The following is a 17,204-nucleotide window of genomic DNA, read 5'->3' on the forward strand; positions in this document are numbered from 1 at the left end:
GAACAGGATCGTGATGAAATGAGCACCCTTCCCACATCCGCCCGCGTCGTCATCATCGGGGGCGGCGTCATCGGCTGTTCCGTGGCCTATCACCTGACCAAGCTGGGCTGGCGCGATGTCGTCCTGCTGGAACGCAAGCAGTTGACCAGCGGTACGACCTGGCACGCCGCCGGGTTGATCGCGCAGTTGCGGGCCACCGCCAACATGACGCGGTTGGCCAAGTATTCGCAGGAACTTTATGGTGGGCTGGAGGATGAAACCGGCGTTGCGACCGGGTTCAAGCGGGTCGGGTCGATCACCGTGGCGCTGACCGAAGAGCGGCGCGAAGAACTGTTCCGTTCGGCCGCCATGGCGCGGGCCTTTGGCGTGGATATAGATGAGATCACCGCAGAGGAGGTTGGCGCGAAGTACCCGCATCTGAACCTCGATGGCGTGGTGGCCGGTGTCTATCTGGACAAGGACGGGCAGGGTGATCCGGGCAATATTGCGCTGGCGCTGGCCAAGGGTGCCCGCCAACGCGGCGCGGTGATTGCCGAACAGACCAAGGTGACCAGGTTGGCCCGCTCCGGGCGGCGCATCACCGGGGTGGATTACGTCGGCAAGGACGGGCCCGGGCATATCGCCTGTGACGCCGTGGTGAACTGTGCCGGGTTGTGGGGGCACGAGGTGGGGCGCATGGCCGGGGTCAACGTGCCGCTTCAGGCCTGTGAACATTTTTATATCGTGTCCGAGCCCATCAAGGGTCTCAGCCAGTTGCCTGTGCTGCGGGTGCCGGATGAATGCGCCTATTACAAGGAGGACGCGGGCAAGTTGATGCTGGGCGCCTTCGAACCCGTGGCCAAGCCCTGGGGCCCGCCGCCCGAGGATTTCGAGTTCGACCAACTGCCCGAGGATTTCGACCATTTCGAACCCATCCTTGAAATGGCGGTGAATCGGATGCCAATGCTGGGCGAGGCGGGCATTCACACGTTTTTCAACGGGCCGGAAAGCTTTACGCCGGACGATGCCTATCACCTCGGGCTGGCGCCCGAGATGGATAATGTCTGGGTCGCTGCCGGGTTCAATTCCATCGGGATTCAATCGGCGGGCGGGGCAGGCATGGCGCTGGCCCAATGGATGGAGGACGGGGAAAAGCCGTTTGATCTGGGCGATGTGGACATTTCCCGGATGCAACCGTTTCAAGGCAACAAACGATACCTTGCGGAACGCGCCAGCGAAACGCTGGGCCTGCTTTATGCCGACCATTTCCCGTTCCGCCAAAAGGCCAGCGCGCGGGGCGTGCGGCAAACGCCGTTTCACGCACAACTGGCGCAGCGGGGCGCGGTGTTCGGGGAACTGGCCGGATGGGAACGGGCCAATTGGTTCGCGCGGGATGGTCAAGCGTCCGAATATGCCTATTCCTGGAAGCGGCAGAATTTCTTTGGCAACGTGGCTGAGGAACTGGCCGCCGTGCGGGGCAATGCAGGGATGTATGACATGTCGTCCTTCGGCAAGCTGCGCGTCGAAGGGCGCGATGCCGAAGGGTTCCTGAACCATGTCTGCGGCGCGGATATGGCGGTGCCGGCGGGCAAGATCGTCTACACCCAGTTCCTGAACCCGCGCGGCGGGATCGAAGCGGATGTGACGGTAACGCGTCTGTCGGAGACCGCGTATCTGGTTGTTACCCCGGCAGCCACGCGGCTGACGGATGAAACATGGCTGCGCCGCCATCTGGGCGATTTCAACGCCGTTATCACGGATGTCACGGCGGCCGAGGGCGTTTTGGCCGTGATGGGGCCAAACGCGCGCATATTGATGCAGGCGGTCTCACCCAACGATTTTTCCAACACCGCCAATCCGTTTGGTACCGCGCAAGAGATTGAACTGGGCCTCGGTCTCGCCCGGGTGCATCGGGTATCTTACGTGGGCGAGTTGGGATGGGAGATTTACGTCGGCTCCGACATGGCCGCCCATGCGTTTGAGACGCTGTGGCAGGCGGGACAGGACATGGGGCTGAAACTGTGCGGGATGCACATGATGGATTGCGGGCGGATCGAAAAAGGCTTTCGCCATTTTGGCCACGACATCACCTGCGAGGATCATGTTCTTGAGGCCGGGTTGGGCTTTGCCGTCAAAACCGCCAAACCCGATTTCATCGGGCGCGACGCGGTGCTGCGCAAGAAAGAGGCCGGGTTGGAAAAGCGGCTTGTGCAATTCCTGCTGACCGATCCCGACCCGCTGCTGTATCACAACGAACCGATCCTGCGGGATGGCCGGATTGTCGGGCACCTGAGTTCGGGCGCCTATGGCCACCATCTGGGTGGGGCCGTGGGGATGGGCTATGTCCCCTGCGCTGGGGAAAGCGTGGCGCAGGTGCTGGAGTCATCGTATGAAATCGATGTGGCGGGCACGCGCGTTTCAGCGCGCGCCTCGCTCAAGCCGATGTATGACCCGGACGCGGCGCGCACCCGGGTCTGATCGCGCGGGTTACTGGATGCGCTGACCGTTGGCCAGGATGTGACCCTGTTCGTTAAATTCGATACGTGATTTCAACGCGTCCTCGCCGTTGGCCGGGTCGGGTGCCGCGAAGGCGCCCATCATCATCCGTGTGCCCATGACGTCGTCTTCGGACATCATGCCCATGGTCACCAGCTTGTCCATCAGAGCATTTGCACCGATCAGGGACAGATCAATCGCGCCAACGGGTTTGGGAATGCTGCCTGAGTTGTCGAACGTCAGGGCGCCCGTGCCGTTCAGTTTTGCACCCACCATGTCGATGGTCAGATCATTCAGGGTCAGCGCATGGATTTCTCCGGGCATTTCGCCAGACCCTTCCAGTTCCTGAAGCTTGGCAAAGTTCAGCCAGTCAACAAAGCTTTTGACCTTGGCGTCGATATCCATCGAAATCGCCATCGGGTCGCGGGGCAGGGCCTGAGCGGGGTCGAACATGGCCCAGATGTCTTCGTTGATGGTCATGCCCTGCATAGACATGACCACGCCGGCATCCTGCAATTCATCCGCGGCCGAAACTGGCAGTGTCATGTCGAACTTGCCCGAGGTCGCGGCAAAGTCGATCGGTGCCGGGAATATTTCCTGCATCAACAGCCGACCGGTCATATCCGAGGCGGCTCCGTCAACCTTCACCCCGTCGCGGTCCAGCGCGATGGCAGTGGTGTAGGTGGCGGCGGTGTTGGTCTGTTCGGAGAAAAGCTCACCGTCGATATTCGTGATCTGTGTGTTTGTGTACCCGGTGACCGCCGATGTGCCTTTCAGGCTGAGACCGCTGTTGAGCGCGGCCGCGAGGTTCAGAATGTCCAACCCGCCGCGGGGCAGGGTCAGGTCGGCGTCGCTGGTCAACGTGTCGCCGCTGCCGTCGTACAGGAATTCTACGCCCTCGTCGTCAACGGCACGCATCTTGAAGGAATGCGCCCCCATCTGCGTCTGGGTCGTGGCGGTGATCTGGTTGCCTACCGTGACACGGCTGGTGCCGTTCAGATCCGAAAACAGGCCGGTCAGTTCGATTTCGGAATTTTCCATTTCCTCGAATTCGACCTTGCCCAGGGCCAAGGTCATCTCATCCGACGAATAGACATAAGTTACGTCATTGGGCGCGCCCGAGGCCGTCATTTCAAAGCCTGACATGGTCATGATCAGCTCGCCGTAGAAATCGTCCTCTTCCGTGAGATCCACGTTGAGCCCGAGGGTGAACTCCTCGGGATAGACCAGGGCAACGGTTCCATCGCCTTTTTCATTCAACGAAAATGCGGGCAGGGACAGGGCCACGGTACCGAGATCCATTGGCAGATCGAAGGTCCAGTCTTGGGGCGCGATTTCAAGGCGGTCACCATTGCGTGCGGCGGTGGCCGAATAGGTGCCGCCAAAAGCGTTCACATAATCCTTGTAATTCGCCCAGACGTCATCCGCGGTCACGTCTGCATGGGCCGCCGGGGCGGCCATCAGTGTGGTCAGGGCGGTGGTGCCAGCAAGTTTCGTAAAACGGGTCATCCAAGATACCTTTGTTACAAATAGGGGTGTTCAGCATTCGCGGCGCACCTTAAACGCCGGCCCCCGAATTGGCGAGTTCACTTTTTCGAATTGTGCGTAAAACTGCGCCCAGTCTTCGGATACCTTCGTCAATCGTGGCCTCGTCGGCCAGCGAAAAGCTGAGCCGGAGCGTGTTGCCGCCTGACCCGTCCGCATAGAACGCGCGCCCCGGAACAAAGGCGACGCGCTGGGTTTCCAGGGATCGTTTGAGAACCTCGGCCCCGTCCAGATGGACGGGCAGCGTCAGCCAGATGAACATGCCACCCTCGGGACGGGTCCAGGACACGCCGTCGGGCATGTGGGTCTCCAGCGCGGCCAGCATATGGTCGCGCCGGGCGCTGTAGGTGCGGCGCAGCTTGGCGACATGGTCGTCGAAAACAGCGGTGGCGACATGGGCGACGGCCATCTGGTTGATGGTGGATGAATGCAGGTCCGCTGCCTGTTTCAACAGGACAAGTTGTGAAATCACCTGTTTGGCACCACAGACCCAGCCAACCCGCAAACCCGGCGCCAGTGTTTTTGAGAAACTGCCACAATAAAGTGTGCGTGCCTTTTCGATGCTGCCCTTGCGGGCGATTTCAAGCGCAAGGATGGGCGGGATCGCCGCGCCGTCATAGCGCAGCGACTGGTATGCGGCATCCTCGATCACCGCGATGTCGAGATCCTCGGCCAGGTTCAGCATGCTTTCGCGGGCGCGCAGGTCCAGCGTTTCACCGGTCGGGTTGGCAAAATCGACCGACATGTAGGCAAATTTGACCCGTCCACCGTTTTGCGCGGCCTTGTCGGCATAATCGCTGGCCGGTCGATTGGCATTCGGGGTCAGCTGGTCATATTCTGGCTCATAGGCGTTGAACGCGCCCAGGGCCCCCAGATAGGTCGGCCAGCCCACCAGCGCGGTGTCGCCGGGCGACAGGAACAGTTTGCCAAGGTAGTCGAGCGCCTGTTGCGATCCAGAGGTGATCAGGATGTTGTCCACGTCACAGGGCACACCCAGCCGGGCCATTTCCCCGACGATCCATTTGCGCAGGGGCAGATGGCCTTCGCTGACCGAATATTGCAGGGCGGCGTGTTGTTGATCTCCGGTCAGGATTTCGGAAAAGGCCTGTTCGAAGTCACGCGCAGGGAACAGCTTGGGATCGGGAATGCCGCCGGCAAAGGAAATCACATCTGGCTGATCCAGAAGTTTCAGCAGTTCACGAATCTCCGACGCCTTCATCCGCGATGCGCGCGTGGCAAAAACCTGTTCCCACTGCATGGTATCCTCCCCCGAATCCAATGGCTCCCTGACGCGCGAGCATGATGAATACGAAATTTAAGTCAATGACTATGACATAAATTGTTCGCGGGCGGGGCGATCCGGACCGTCACTTGGGGCCAGCATTCTGGCGGCCCCACGGTGATAAGCAGTTCAATGATATTGATACCTGAATGAGGATCGTGACTGCGGTGCGCCGCAAACAGGCGCACCGCGTTGTCAACGATCGTTGATATTTTCAAATGCAGTATAAAAAACAGAACCAAACAGGTCGGCTGGTTGAAAGGATTTGGCAAGAAAAAGCGCCGACACAGTACCAATATGTGAAAAGGCTATCGGCGGGGGGATGGTTTGGTAAGTCCGGTATTCCATACCCCGTTTCCGGGGCTACGGGCGGCTGGTGAAACGCGGCTGTAACCCCTTGAAACCAGAACATGACCCGGATCCGAAGATCGGGGTATTGGTTTGCAACCGGCAGTTCAATCCTGGTTGGTTGTCAGCTGAGCGCGTCTTTGAATTTCAGGAACCGCGCATCCGTCATCACGCGCTTGTTCATCGCCTCGCGCAGGGCACCGACGGATTTGTGCGGGCGCATGACCACTTCGAATGTCTCGATCAACCCGTCCTCGCCTAGGGTGATAAGGTCTACGCCCACCGCGTCCAGATCGCCGATCTTGCACTGGAATTCCAATGCCCAGTCGTTGCCGTCCCCCATCACGCGGCGATATTTGAAATCACTGAACACCTGCCCGACATGGCCCAGAACCGCCGACACGGCATCGCGCCCGGTCCAAGTGGCAAAATAGGTCGGGGGCAGGAATTTCACATCCTCGGCCAGCAGTCCGGCAATCTGCGTTTCATCGCCCTTGGCGACGACCTCCTGCATTCTGGTGATCGTGGGGTGCATGGTCGGATCCTCTTTTGAAATCTGGCGCCAGCCTTGCCCACATGGCGCCACCGGGCAAGGGCGACGTGACGGGAACTTGCCCGCCGATGCCCAAGCCGCTAGTCAGGCGCGATGACCGTCAGTTCGCAATATACGCCGCCCGATGGGCCGCTGGACATCCTGCATGAGGATGCCCAGATCGTTGCCGTAAACAAACCTGCAGGATTGCTGTCGGTCCCGGGCCGGGGCGAACATTTGTCCGATTGCCTGATCACCCGGCTTCAGGCGGCGTTCCCCGGGGCGCTTTTGGTGCATCGGTTGGACCGCGATACCTCTGGGGTGATGGTGTTTGCCCTGACGCCCCATGCGCAACGGTTTCTGAGCCAGCAGTTCGAACAGCGTCTGGCGCGCAAGACCTATGTCGCGCGGGTGGCCGGCCGGCTTGAGCCGAAAACCGGAACCGTGGATCTGCCGCTGATCGTCGACTGGGAAAACCGTCCGCGCCAGATGGTCTGTCATGAGACCGGCAAACTGGCAGTGACAGACTGGCGCGTTCTGCGCTATGGCGCGGATGAAACCCGTGTGCGCCTGTTTCCCAAAACCGGGCGGAGCCACCAGTTGCGGGTGCATATGCTGGCGCTGGGCCATCCCATTCTGGGCGATCCGCTCTATGCCACCGGGGCCGCGCGGGACCATGACCGGATGATGCTGCATTCCGAGGAACTGCGGATCAAACACCCTGACAGCGGTGTGTCGATGAAGTTCCGCGCGAAGGCCGATTTCTGAGATCTGTTGTCGGAGCGTAATGCTCTGGCGCTTGCCCGCAAAGTGTCGAATGTCTGGTAACAGCGGCCGCTTTGATCAACAGCGCGGGTCAAGGCCGAAGGCCGCCGCGCATCGCCGGGCCGCCCCCCGGCACGGCGGTTTCGCCACCTTGGCCTAAAGCTCAAGACCGTATATGCAAATCACGACGATAAAGCGCACCGCTCAACCGCTGGGTCGCCGCACCGCGACCCGTCGTTGCGCGGCTCACAGCTCGGCTTGCGAACGGCAGCAAAGCCCGCGTAGCGGACGTTCACGTACGTTGGTTTTCATCATCCGCCGCTAGCGGTTCCTGAAAAATGAGATTGCCGGAGCAATCATCAGGTTTTGACCGACCGACCTCAACCGTGGTCCAGCGCGGCGGCAGGATATCCGGGGTGCTCGACCTTGGGTCGCCGAACCATTTGGCCGGGCCGACGACGCATTTATAGGGGCTGGCGTTCAGCCGTTCAGATGTATTGCAGGCCTTTGTCAGGCAACGGCTTCTTCATTCAAGACATCCCTGAAGGACTTGAAAAATTTTGCCGCCAGCTTTTTGGCCGTGCTTTGAATCAGACGGCTCCCCAATTGCGCAAGCTTGCCACCGATATCTGCCTTGGCCTCATAGCGCAGGATTGTCTGATCTCCGTCTGCGGTGAGTGTGACGTCCGCGCCCCCTTTTGCATGTCCCGCGGCACCGCCATTGCCCTGACCGGTGAGCGAAAATGCATCTGGCGCGCCTGTCGTGTCCAACTGGACGTTGCCGCTGAAGCGCGCCTTGACCGGACCGATCTTCAGGACAACCTTGGCCTCAAGCTCCGTATCGGAGTGTTTGATCAACTCTTCGCAGCCAGGGATGCACTGTTTCAGAATTTCAGGGTCATTGAGCGCCGCATAAACCCGATCTTTGGGCGCGTTGATGATGATTTCGTCGGAGAGTTCCATGGTATTTCCTTCTTAGCAGCAGGGGAATCTGATTTGGTCCGCTTGTTCCGGCGTAAGCGCCATTTTCTTGCGCAAGTGGCGTATGGTGTTGCGTAGTTTGGTCATGAACGCGGCCTGCAAACGGCGCCATGGACCGCTGAGCAATCCGGCGCCGGGGCTGGGCAAGCCTTCTGCCAAAAGGATCGCATCGGCATCAGTCATCGATGTTGCCCTGAAAGTACCGGCGGCGTTGCTGCACCAATTCGGCCAAAATCGAAAGCGCGATTTCCTCTGGTGTGACAGCGCCAATGTCCAATCCAGCCGGAGCCTTAACGGTTGCGATAGAATCCTTGGCAACGCCTTGATTGCCAAGCTTGTCAGCCAAAACTGCGAACTTCTTCTGACTGCCGACAAAGGCCACGAAATCGGGCTTGGCTTTCAATGCGGCCTGCAACGCGTCCAAATCCCCTTGGCCTTGCGTTGCAACAATGACCGCATGACGTTGGTGAGGGATAGTGTCGACAATCACGCTTTTGATGTCCCAGTGGAAGCTGGGCGCAAGCGCAGACAACGCATTGGCGACAGGAGAGTTTCCAACGACCGTCAGAACCGGCATGGGCAAGAAAGGTTCGATGAAGATGTCGACGCTCCCCCGCGACGGGCATCCGTTCCGGGCAAAGCGCGTTCCATCCACTTCATCTCCGTGGGCCACACCTTTTTCGGCCAGCAGTTCTTCCGGGGCCACAGATATGAGCTGAGGCGTTCCTGTTTTGAATGCTTCTACCGCGGCGCGCCTGACCGCCCCGCGCGTGCAACCGCCGCCAAGCCAACCTTGAATGATTGTGCCGTCGCTGCTGAGCAATGCTTTTGCGCCGGGCTTGGCCGCTGTCGCCCCGGCTGTCCGCACGATCGTCGCAAAGGCAAATGGCTCACCCTGTGTACGCAAGGTGTCTGCGGCGTCGGCCAAATCGGATGAGAGGATTTCTGCAGGGGTCATAGCGCAAACAGGTCCCGTTCAATTGCGGCTAGATCGTCCAGCGTGTTGGCCGTCGTAAAAAGATCAAGATGCGGCAACGCCGCCGCCATACCGTCGGCGACCGGTTCATAATCCCGCCAGCCTTTCAAAGGATTGAGCCAGATGATCTTGCAGCCGCGTTTTTTGAGATCTCTCAAAGCTGCGTCCAATATTTCGGGGCGGGCGGTGTCGTACCCATCCGACAGGATCATGACCACGCTGCGCCCGTCGACAAAGCGTTTGGCATAGGTCCTGGCAAAGCGCGCGATCGACGGCCCGATTTCAGAGCCGCCGCCAAAGCCGTCTGCCATCAGCGACATCCGCCCTATCGCGCGCATCGTATCCTTGTCGCGCAAGGCCTCGGTGATGCGGACCAGGCGGGTGTGGAACAGATAGGCGTCTGCCGTGGGATCACAGCGCATGAGGCCGGCAAGGAACGCGAGAAAGACCTGCGCATAGACTGTCATGGATCCTGAAACATCGCACAGGGCGACGATCCTGCGGGGTCGGTCGGGGCGATGTTTTCGCATGAGCCGCACAGGTTCACCGCCGGTCGCAAGGCTGGCCCGGATGGTCTTGCGAAAATGCAACCGGTCGCCTTTGCGAGCCGCAATCCTGCGACGCGACCGACGGTCGCGCAGCGCAGCTCCCAGACGGCGTGCGATTGCTTCGGCTTCTGCGATGTCTTCGGGACGGACCAGATCACGCAGGTCTTTGCGCATCAGATTGCGGACCTCGGTTGCGATCAGGCGGCCCTCGCCCTCGCTTTCCGCTTCGCCGGTTCCACCATCAGGCGCTTGGGCCGACCCGGCGCCGCTTGCGTCTTCGCCTTGCGCGTCGCGGGACGAATGCACGCTATCGTCACCCTTGGTTGGCGAGGATTGCACGATCTTTTGCTTCACGCGGCCTGCGTCCAGCCAATAGCTGTCAAAGAGGGCATCAAACCGCTCGACCTCTTCCCTGCAACCGGTGCAGACGGCCTTCAGGGCCTGTCGGGTGTGATCCGGCAGGCTTGCGTCCACTTCGCACAGGGCGGCCAGCGCAAGATCGGTTTCGGATACGCCGAGGCGCATGCCGTTTTCGCGAAGATGCGCCATGAACCCTGTGACCCGGGCCGCGGGTCCGGGATCACGGGCAGCAAAGCGGGTGACGCGGCTCATGCGGCGCGTCCCGCTATGCGACTGGCCACTTCGGGGGTGATCTGGGCGCGGTCACCTTGGGTTTTCAGCAAGGTGCTGAGTGTATGTTGAAGTGCCGCGGGATCCGACGTCAGGTCGGCAATGCCAAGCCCCATCAGGGCGGCCGCAAAATCCAGCGTTTCGGCGATGCCCGGGACCTTTTCCAACTCTTCTTCACGAAGTTTCTGCACAAAGCCAACGATCTGTTCGCCAAGCCGCGCCTCGATCCCCGGGCAGCGGGCATTCAGGATCGCCAGTTCGGTCTTGCGGTCGGGGTAATCGACATATGCATAAAGACAGCGGCGGCGCAGGGCGTCTGACAAGTCGCGCGTTCCGTTCGAGGTCAATATCACGATGGGTTTGGTTTTTGCCGTGATAGTCCCCAACTCTGGTATCGTGATTTGGAATTCTGACAGGATTTCCAATAGATAGGCTTCGAATTCCTCGTCTGCACGGTCTATTTCGTCGATCAGCAGGACCGGCGGTGTGTCCTGCGTGATGGCGGCCAGCAAGGGCCGTTCAAGTAGAAACTCGCGCGAGAATATGCGTGCCTCGACAGATTGCCCTGTTTCGCCGTCTTCGGCGGCGGCGCGGATTGTGAGGAGCTGGCGCTGATAGTTCCATTCATAGATGGCCTGCGCCGCGTCCAGACCTTCATAGCATTGCAGGCGAATGAGCTTGGTCCCGCGCAGCGCCGCCAGGCTACTGGCGAGTTGGGTTTTGCCCACACCTGCGGCCCCTTCCAAAAGCAAGGGGCGTTCAAGCGTCAATGCAAGATGCATCGCAACTGCCAAATCGTCAGATGCAACATACCCGTCCGCTGCCAGAGCGGTCTGAAGATCGGTCCAAGTCATTCTTTAATCCCGCGCAATGGGCACCCGAAAACCGGATGCCCACATTGATTTACCTAGTCGTGCAAGCCCAGCTCGTTTGCAGTTCGCCAGATCCGCCAATGGTCATGCGGCATGTTGGTGTGCCGGTTGCCGAAGGGACGGAATGCATCCTGAACCGCGTTCGAGAAGCACGGCACGCCACCCACGTGGGGGCTTTCGCCGACGCCCTTGGCACCGATCGGGTGGTGCGGGCTTGGGGTGACTGTAAAGTCGGTTTCGTAATTGGGTACTTCCCACGCCGTGGGCAGGAAGAAATCCATCAGCGTCCCCGTCTTTACGTTGCCCATGTCGTCATAGGCGATCTCTTGCCCCAATGCGACGGCAAGCGCCTCGGTCAATCCGCCATGCACCTGACCTTCGATGATCATCGGATTGATCCGGGTGCCGCAATCGTCCAGCGCATAAAAGCGGCGGATTTCCGGAACACCGGTATCGACGTCGATGTCCATCACGCAGACATAGGCCCCGAACGGATAGGTCATGTTGGGCGGATCATAGTAGCTGACCGCTTCCAGACCCGGTTCAAGCCCTGGGATGGCCTGGTTATAGGCCGCAAAGGCGATTTCCTTCATCGTCTTGAACTTCTCCGGTGCGCCCTTGACCACGAACCTGTCCACGTCGAATTCCACGTCGTTGTCGTGCACTTCGAGAAGATAGGCCGCGATCATTTGTGCCTTGGCGCGGATCTTGCGTCCGGCCATGGCCGTGGCCGCACCCGCAACCGGAGTGGAGCGAGAGCCATAGGTGCCCAGACCGTAGGGTGCGGTATCGGTGTCGCCTTCCTCGATCGTGATGCTGTCGGCCGGCAGACCGATCTCGGACGCGAGGATCTGCGCAAAGGTCGTTGCGTGGCCCTGACCCTGGGAAATGGTGCCCAGACGCGCAATTGCGGATCCTGTCGGGTGGATCCGGATTTCGCAGCTGTCGAACATGCCCAGCCCGAGGATGTCGCAGTTCTTGACCGGGCCAGCGCCAACGATTTCGGTAAAGAAGCTCAGGCCAATGCCCATCAATTTGCGGGTCTTGCCCGCTTTGAAGTCCTCGACCCGTTGCGCCTGTTCAGCGCGCAGCCCGTCATAATCGACTGTTTTGAGCGCCTTGTCCCAGGCGGTGTGGTAGTCGCCGCTGTCATATTCCCAGCCAAGGGCCGCGGTATATGGGAACTGTTCTTTCTTGATGAAGTTGATCCGGCGCAGCTCTGCCGCGTCCATGTTCAACTCGATTGCGAGAACCTCGATCATGCGCTCGATGAAATACACCGCCTCGGTCACCCGGAAGGAGCAGCGATAGCTGACGCCGCCGGGGGCCTTGTTGGTGTAGACACCGTCGACCTCGAGATAGGCGGTTGGGATGTCATAGGACCCGGTGCAGATGTTCATGAAACCCGCAGGGAACTTGGTGGGGTCGGCACAGGCGTCGAACCCGCCATGGTCCGCGGTCACGTGACACTGCAGGCCGGTGATCTTGCCTTCTTTGGTGGCCGAGATTTTTCCGGTCATGTGATAATCCCGCGCGAAGGCGGTGGTCATCAGGTTGTCCATACGGTCTTCGATCCATTTCACAGGCTTGCCCGTGACGATGGAGGCAACGACCGAGCAGACATAGCCGGGATAGGCCCCCACCTTGTTGCCAAAGCCCCCGCCAATATCAGGCGAGATGACGCGGATGTTGTGTTCTTCGATGCCCGAGATCAGCGAGACCACTGTGCGGATCGCGTGGGGGGCCTGGAACGTGCCCCAAAGCGTCAGTTTGCCATTGACCTTGTCCATTGATGCGACACAGCCGCAGGTCTCAAGCGGGCAAGGGTGCGTGCGGTGGTAATACATGCTTTCGGTCGCGACGACTTCGGCGTTGTCGATGACCTCTTGCGTCGGCTCCTTGTCGCCGGCTTCCCATGTGAAGATGTGGTTGTGGTGTTTGCGGGGCCCGTGGGCACCTGCGGGGATGGAGCCATCTTCCGCCACCAGATCTTCGCGCAGAACGACGTCTGATTTCAGGGATTCAAACGGATTGACGATGACCGGCAGTTCCTCGTATTCGACCTCGACCAGCTCAATGCCATCAGCGGCGGCATAGCGGTCTTCGGCCACGACAAACGCCACTTCCTGGCCTTGAAACAGGACCTTGCCGTCGGCCAGAACCATCTGTTTGTCACCGGCCAGTGTCGGCATCCAATGCAGGCCCAGCGGCTCCAGATCAGCAGCGGTCAGGACGGCCAGAACGCCGGGTACCTTCAGCGCCTCTTCGGTGTTTATGCTGACGACCCGTGCGTGCGCATAGGGCGAACGCACGAAGTCACCGAACAGCATGCCATCCAGCTTGATGTCATCGACATAGTTGCCTTTGCCTTGGGTAAAGCGCGCATCCTCGACCCGCTTGCGAGAGCAGCCCATGCCCTTGAGGTTGGCGACGCGGTCGTCGCGGCTTTCTACTTCGTCTTTCATTCTGCAGCCTCCTTGGCGGCGGCCATCTCGGTGGCGGCGGCCTGAATGGATTTGACAATGTTCTGGTACCCGGTGCAGCGGCAGATGTTGCCTGCCATACCGAACCGAATTTCCTCTTCGGTCGGGTTCGGGTTTTCTTCCAGAAGTTTTGTGGCGCGGGTGATCATACCGGGGGTGCAATAACCGCACTGAAGCCCGTGATGCTCTTTGAAAGCTTCCTGCAGCGGATGAAGAGCGTCAGGACCGCCGATGCCTTCGATCGTGGTGATCGATTTGCCGCTGGCCTGTGCGACGAACATGGTACAGGCTTTCACCGATTTCCCGTCGATCGTTACGGTGCAGGCACCGCAATGCGACGTCTCGCACCCAATGTGAGGCCCGGTGATGTTCAGCCGCTCGCGCAGCGTATAGATCAGCAATTCGCGCGGCTCGGCGAGAAATTCCTCGTCCTTGCCATTCACGTTCAGCTTGATGTGCATTTTGTCAGACATGTGATCCCTCCCTTACGCGCGCGACCAGGCACGCTCAATGGCGCGGCGCAGGATGACGCCAGCCACGTGTTTCTTGAATGCGATAGGACCGCGGTTGTCTTCGGTCGGGTCGATGTCGTTCAGCATCGCCGCAACGGCAGCTTTCAGTGCACTATCGTCCAGCGCAGTGCCCAAAAGCGCCGCACCGGCAGCTTCGGAATAGATCGGCGTATCGCTGAGGTTCGTCATCGCGATCGCGACAGAGCCACAAACATCGCCGTTCCTGGTGATCTGCACTGCAGCGGCGGCAGTCGCATAGTCCCCGATCTTGCGCTTCTGTTTTTCGTAAGCATACCCGCCTTTGGGCAGCGGGATTGTAACGGATGTCAGGACTTCTTCGTCCTCCCGCGCGGTCATATAGGCTGCTTCGTAAAACTCGCGTGCCGGAACATCTCGCTCGCCGTTGGCTCCAACCAATGTGAATGTCGCATCAAGGCATTGCATCAGACCCGGCATGTCGTTGCCCGGATCGCCATTCGCAACATTGCCACCGACAGTGCCCATATAGCGGACTTGCGGGTCTGCAATCTGCAATGCGGCTTCGCGCATGATGGGGGCTGCAGCGGCCAGCGCAGCATTGTCGATGATCTCGGCTTGCGTGACCATTGCGCCTATGCGGATGCTGTCTGTTCCGACCTCAATATCCGACATGCCGCCGACGTCCTGCAGATCGATCAGATGCGGCACCTCGGCCATGCGCAACTTCATCATTGGTATCAGGCTGTGGCCACCTGCCATGACGCGAGCATCATCGCCGTGTTCTGCAAGAATGGCGAGAACCCCAGCCATATCTTGCGGACGATAGTATTCAAATGCCGCTGGAATCATCGGCTCTCCTCCCAAAAAGCGGTTGATTGATCAGGAGATAGGATTGCATGCGGCCGCATGCCGCAGCATCAGAAAAGCAATGAAATACAGAGAATTTGCACGAAATGCGCCCTATCCTGCACCAACTGCGATGCGCTTTGCGCTTAGCGCGTCCTGGATGAGCTTGAGCTTGGATCGACTCACCGGTGCCGGTGGCAGGTCATCCGATGCAAAGACACAGCGCCCCTTGTCCTTGGCGCGTTCGAAGCGAGACACCTTGTTTGGATTGACGAGGTAACTGCGATGCGTTTGCAGGAAACCCGCATGGACAAGTCGCTTTGTCGCCTGCGTTATTGGCCAGACGCAAAACAGCCGGTCCCGTTCGGTGTAAACTTGCGTGTAATGTCCATCTGCGCGAACAAACACGACATCATCCGCGGCGACATACACCTTCTTTCCATCCCGCTCACACGGGATCTGCATGTCAAAGGCGGATCTTGCCAAAGCCCCTGTTTCAGACCGCGGCGCGCCAGAGTCGGAAGGGTCGGACGGTGGAACCAGGTATGTGACGCTCACCCACAAGAAAGTGCCGAACAGGACAAAACTTGAAAGGATAACACCAAGCGCCAGAACCTCATTGCTCATCGTTGGGCCAAATTCGGTCAGGCTTGGCACGGCCACAAAGTCTGTTTTGGCCATCGCCAAAAAATGGACCAGGCAAACGGCCGCCGCGAAACAAAGGGTGCCAAGAAAGATGTTTTTGTTCTGTCTTTTCCCATAGGCGATCCAAAACGCAAGAACGCAAAGGCCGATCGCAACGATCGAAGACCCAATGATGCCAATAGGGGTATAAATCGGACGGCAAAGCTGCAGCCCCGCCATGCCAATATAGTGCATCCCCAGAACACCGAGACCGACCAAACCTCCGGCCGCGCAGATGACCGTCGGGGTACGCTCAACGAAATGCAGAAGTACAAGTGCCGCGCCGACGATCAGGATGGCCGTCAGGGCCGACACCAGTGTGATGGCCGCGTCGTAGTAGAACAAAATGGGCAGCTGCAATCCCAGCATTGCAACAAAGTGCATCGACCAAATGCCGCCGCCCAAAGCGATGGCAGCAAGGGCGATTGAGATTTTTCGCTGATAAAGTGGTTTTTGCGACAAATCGCGCGTCAAAGACAGTCCCGTAAACGCAGCAACAACTGCGACGGCACAGGCCATGATGACAAGAACGGTATTATGTTCTGCGTGAAGTGCTCCCATACCAGCCAAACTGAACGAAAGGGGCAGTGTTGGCAAATGATGAACTGCGAGGAAATGGCCAACAGGCTGCAAAAATGCGCTTTCAGTGAAATGGGCAGATGTTTGGACGTCACTTGGCGCAGCACATCCCAAACCGCAGACAGCACTCGGTCGGCTATTTGATTCGAACGGCGGTTATGTCCGCACTTCGGACATTCACGTAGCTTGGTATTCATCATCCGCAGCCAGTGGTGCCTGCGACAACAGATTGCCGGAGCAGTTATGAGGTTTTTGACGTCAGACCTCAACCGTGATCCAGCGCGACGGCAGGATATCCGGGTTGCTCAGCTTTGGGTCGCCGAACCATTTGGCCGGGCCGGCGACGCGTTTTCCGGGGCTGGCGTTCAGCCATGCGGCCCACCATGAAAACGAAGAATTTCCGATGATATTGTGCTGGCACAGCGACATCAGCCGCATGTCCTCAAAGTCGGTTTCGGGACCGTTGAAATCAACGACGACCTTTTCGCAGGGCAGCGGCAGGTTGGCCTTGGCCCAGTCGGGATCGTCCGAGAACACGAAGACGGTCGGCGTTCCCTCAAGCCCGTCCAACATCCGCGCCAGTGCGGCCTCGTAATAGGCATGATCGCACAGGACATGCGCACCCAGCGTCAGGTAATCACCGCGCCTCACGTGCAGCGAAATCGCAAGGCTGTCGCCGATACGCGCGGCCATGTCGGCGTTCTGGACGTTCGAAAACGCCGGAAAGGTGAAATCGCTGCGGATGTCATCGGCGATATGGTCGAAATAGCGCTCGGACTGCCAATAGCCGTGCAGATAGGTGCCATCGCCCCAGTGTTCAATCTGCCGATTATATCCCAAACCCTGCTCGCGGCGGAATTTGGGGGCCAGCCCGCCATAGCGCCACATCGCATAACGAATTGGGTGCTCGCGCCGCTCCGGGGGCAGGCGGGCAGGCTCGGCCAGGGGAAGGTCGAAGACGCGGGTCAGAACGCCCTCGCCGCGCGCCAGTGCCCCACGTGCGTCAAGGGCAACCTGCGTGCCGACACGCGCCGCCAACCCGCGCGCAGCGGCGTATTGGAACATCTGGTTGCCCAGGCGGCCATGCAGGCGGGTGGTGATCATCGGGGGTGTTTCCTCGGCGACTTCGCATCATTGTCTAAGGGCAATTCGGCATCATGACCAGAC

15 protein-coding genes are annotated in these 17,204 nt (G+C 59.5%); 2 read left to right on the top strand and 13 right to left on the bottom strand.

Translation table 11 applies throughout. The features are described 5' to 3' along the window. Nucleotides 1-18 precede the first annotated feature (18 nt). Nucleotides 19-2,457, top strand: coding sequence for a GcvT family protein (locus ACXYMO_RS07305; protein ID WP_458878034.1), 2,439 nt, complete (start codon nucleotides 19-21; stop codon nucleotides 2,455-2,457). Between the two features lie 9 nt (nucleotides 2,458-2,466). On the opposite strand, the gene ACXYMO_RS07310 is transcribed toward ACXYMO_RS07305, so the two are convergent. The 4 genes from ACXYMO_RS07310 to ACXYMO_RS07325 all read right to left on the bottom strand — a co-directional run bounded on the left by ACXYMO_RS07310 (nucleotide 2,467) and on the right by ACXYMO_RS07325 (nucleotide 6,185). Next, on the bottom strand, nucleotides 2,467-3,984 hold the full coding sequence (locus tag ACXYMO_RS07310; protein ID WP_458878035.1) for a DUF2125 domain-containing protein: 1,518 nt from the start codon (nucleotides 3,982-3,984) through the stop codon (nucleotides 2,467-2,469). A gap of 49 nt (nucleotides 3,985-4,033) precedes the next feature. Continuing rightward, nucleotides 4,034-5,278: an aminotransferase-like domain-containing protein gene (locus ACXYMO_RS07315; RefSeq protein WP_458878036.1), complete on the bottom strand. Its 1,245-nt coding sequence runs from the start codon at nucleotides 5,276-5,278 to the stop codon at nucleotides 4,034-4,036. Nucleotides 5,279-5,497: 219 nt separating this feature from the next. Further along, nucleotides 5,498-5,650 carry a hypothetical protein gene (locus ACXYMO_RS07320; protein ID WP_458878037.1) on the bottom strand — a complete coding sequence of 51 codons (153 nt, stop codon included), beginning with the start codon at nucleotides 5,648-5,650 and terminating at the stop codon, nucleotides 5,498-5,500. Nucleotides 5,651-5,774: 124 nt separating this feature from the next. Further along, nucleotides 5,775-6,185: a nuclear transport factor 2 family protein gene (locus ACXYMO_RS07325; protein ID WP_458878038.1), complete on the bottom strand. Its 411-nt coding sequence runs from the start codon at nucleotides 6,183-6,185 to the stop codon at nucleotides 5,775-5,777. Nucleotides 6,186-6,296: 111 nt separating this feature from the next. Between ACXYMO_RS07325 and ACXYMO_RS07330 the strand changes: the two genes are divergently transcribed. After that, nucleotides 6,297-6,950 (top strand): RluA family pseudouridine synthase, encoded by a 654-nt coding sequence (locus ACXYMO_RS07330; RefSeq protein ID WP_458878039.1) that lies wholly within the window; start codon nucleotides 6,297-6,299, stop codon nucleotides 6,948-6,950. Nucleotides 6,951-7,457: 507 nt separating this feature from the next. On the opposite strand, the gene ACXYMO_RS07335 is transcribed toward ACXYMO_RS07330, so the two are convergent. From ACXYMO_RS07335 to ACXYMO_RS07375, 9 genes are all read right to left on the bottom strand, one after another. Continuing rightward, nucleotides 7,458-7,910, bottom strand: coding sequence for a CoxG family protein (locus tag ACXYMO_RS07335; protein WP_458878040.1), 453 nt, complete (start codon nucleotides 7,908-7,910; stop codon nucleotides 7,458-7,460). Between the two features lie 193 nt (nucleotides 7,911-8,103). Continuing rightward, complete coding sequence (locus tag ACXYMO_RS07340) at nucleotides 8,104-8,886, bottom strand: XdhC family protein (protein WP_458878041.1); 783 nt, start codon at nucleotides 8,884-8,886, stop codon at nucleotides 8,104-8,106. Further along, nucleotides 8,883-10,064, bottom strand: a complete 1,182-nt coding sequence (locus ACXYMO_RS07345) for a vWA domain-containing protein (protein ID WP_458878042.1) — start codon at nucleotides 10,062-10,064, stop codon at nucleotides 8,883-8,885. The genes ACXYMO_RS07340 and ACXYMO_RS07345 overlap by 4 nt, the downstream gene beginning before the upstream one ends. Continuing rightward, nucleotides 10,061-10,936, bottom strand: a complete 876-nt coding sequence (locus ACXYMO_RS07350) for an AAA family ATPase (RefSeq protein WP_458878043.1) — start codon at nucleotides 10,934-10,936, stop codon at nucleotides 10,061-10,063. Before ACXYMO_RS07350 ends, ACXYMO_RS07345 begins: the two co-directional genes overlap by 4 nt. 53 nt (nucleotides 10,937-10,989) lie before the next feature. Next, a complete protein-coding gene (locus ACXYMO_RS07355) occupies nucleotides 10,990-13,419 on the bottom strand; it encodes an aerobic carbon-monoxide dehydrogenase large subunit (protein WP_458878044.1) in 2,430 nt (809 codons plus the stop codon). Next, nucleotides 13,416-13,910 (bottom strand): (2Fe-2S)-binding protein, encoded by a 495-nt coding sequence (locus ACXYMO_RS07360; protein WP_458878045.1) that lies wholly within the window; start codon nucleotides 13,908-13,910, stop codon nucleotides 13,416-13,418. Before ACXYMO_RS07360 ends, ACXYMO_RS07355 begins: the two co-directional genes overlap by 4 nt. Before the next feature lie 12 nt (nucleotides 13,911-13,922). Continuing rightward, nucleotides 13,923-14,777, bottom strand: a complete 855-nt coding sequence (locus ACXYMO_RS07365) for an FAD binding domain-containing protein (RefSeq protein WP_458878046.1) — start codon at nucleotides 14,775-14,777, stop codon at nucleotides 13,923-13,925. A gap of 111 nt (nucleotides 14,778-14,888) precedes the next feature. Beyond that, complete coding sequence (locus ACXYMO_RS07370; RefSeq protein ID WP_458878047.1) at nucleotides 14,889-16,019, bottom strand: MHYT domain-containing protein; 1,131 nt, start codon at nucleotides 16,017-16,019, stop codon at nucleotides 14,889-14,891. 276 nt (nucleotides 16,020-16,295) lie between these two features. Next, complete coding sequence (locus ACXYMO_RS07375) at nucleotides 16,296-17,141, bottom strand: alpha-1,2-fucosyltransferase (protein ID WP_458878049.1); 846 nt, start codon at nucleotides 17,139-17,141, stop codon at nucleotides 16,296-16,298. Nucleotides 17,142-17,204 lie beyond the last annotated feature (63 nt).

The sequence above is a fragment of the Arenibacterium sp. CAU 1754 genome, from assembly GCF_054482635.1.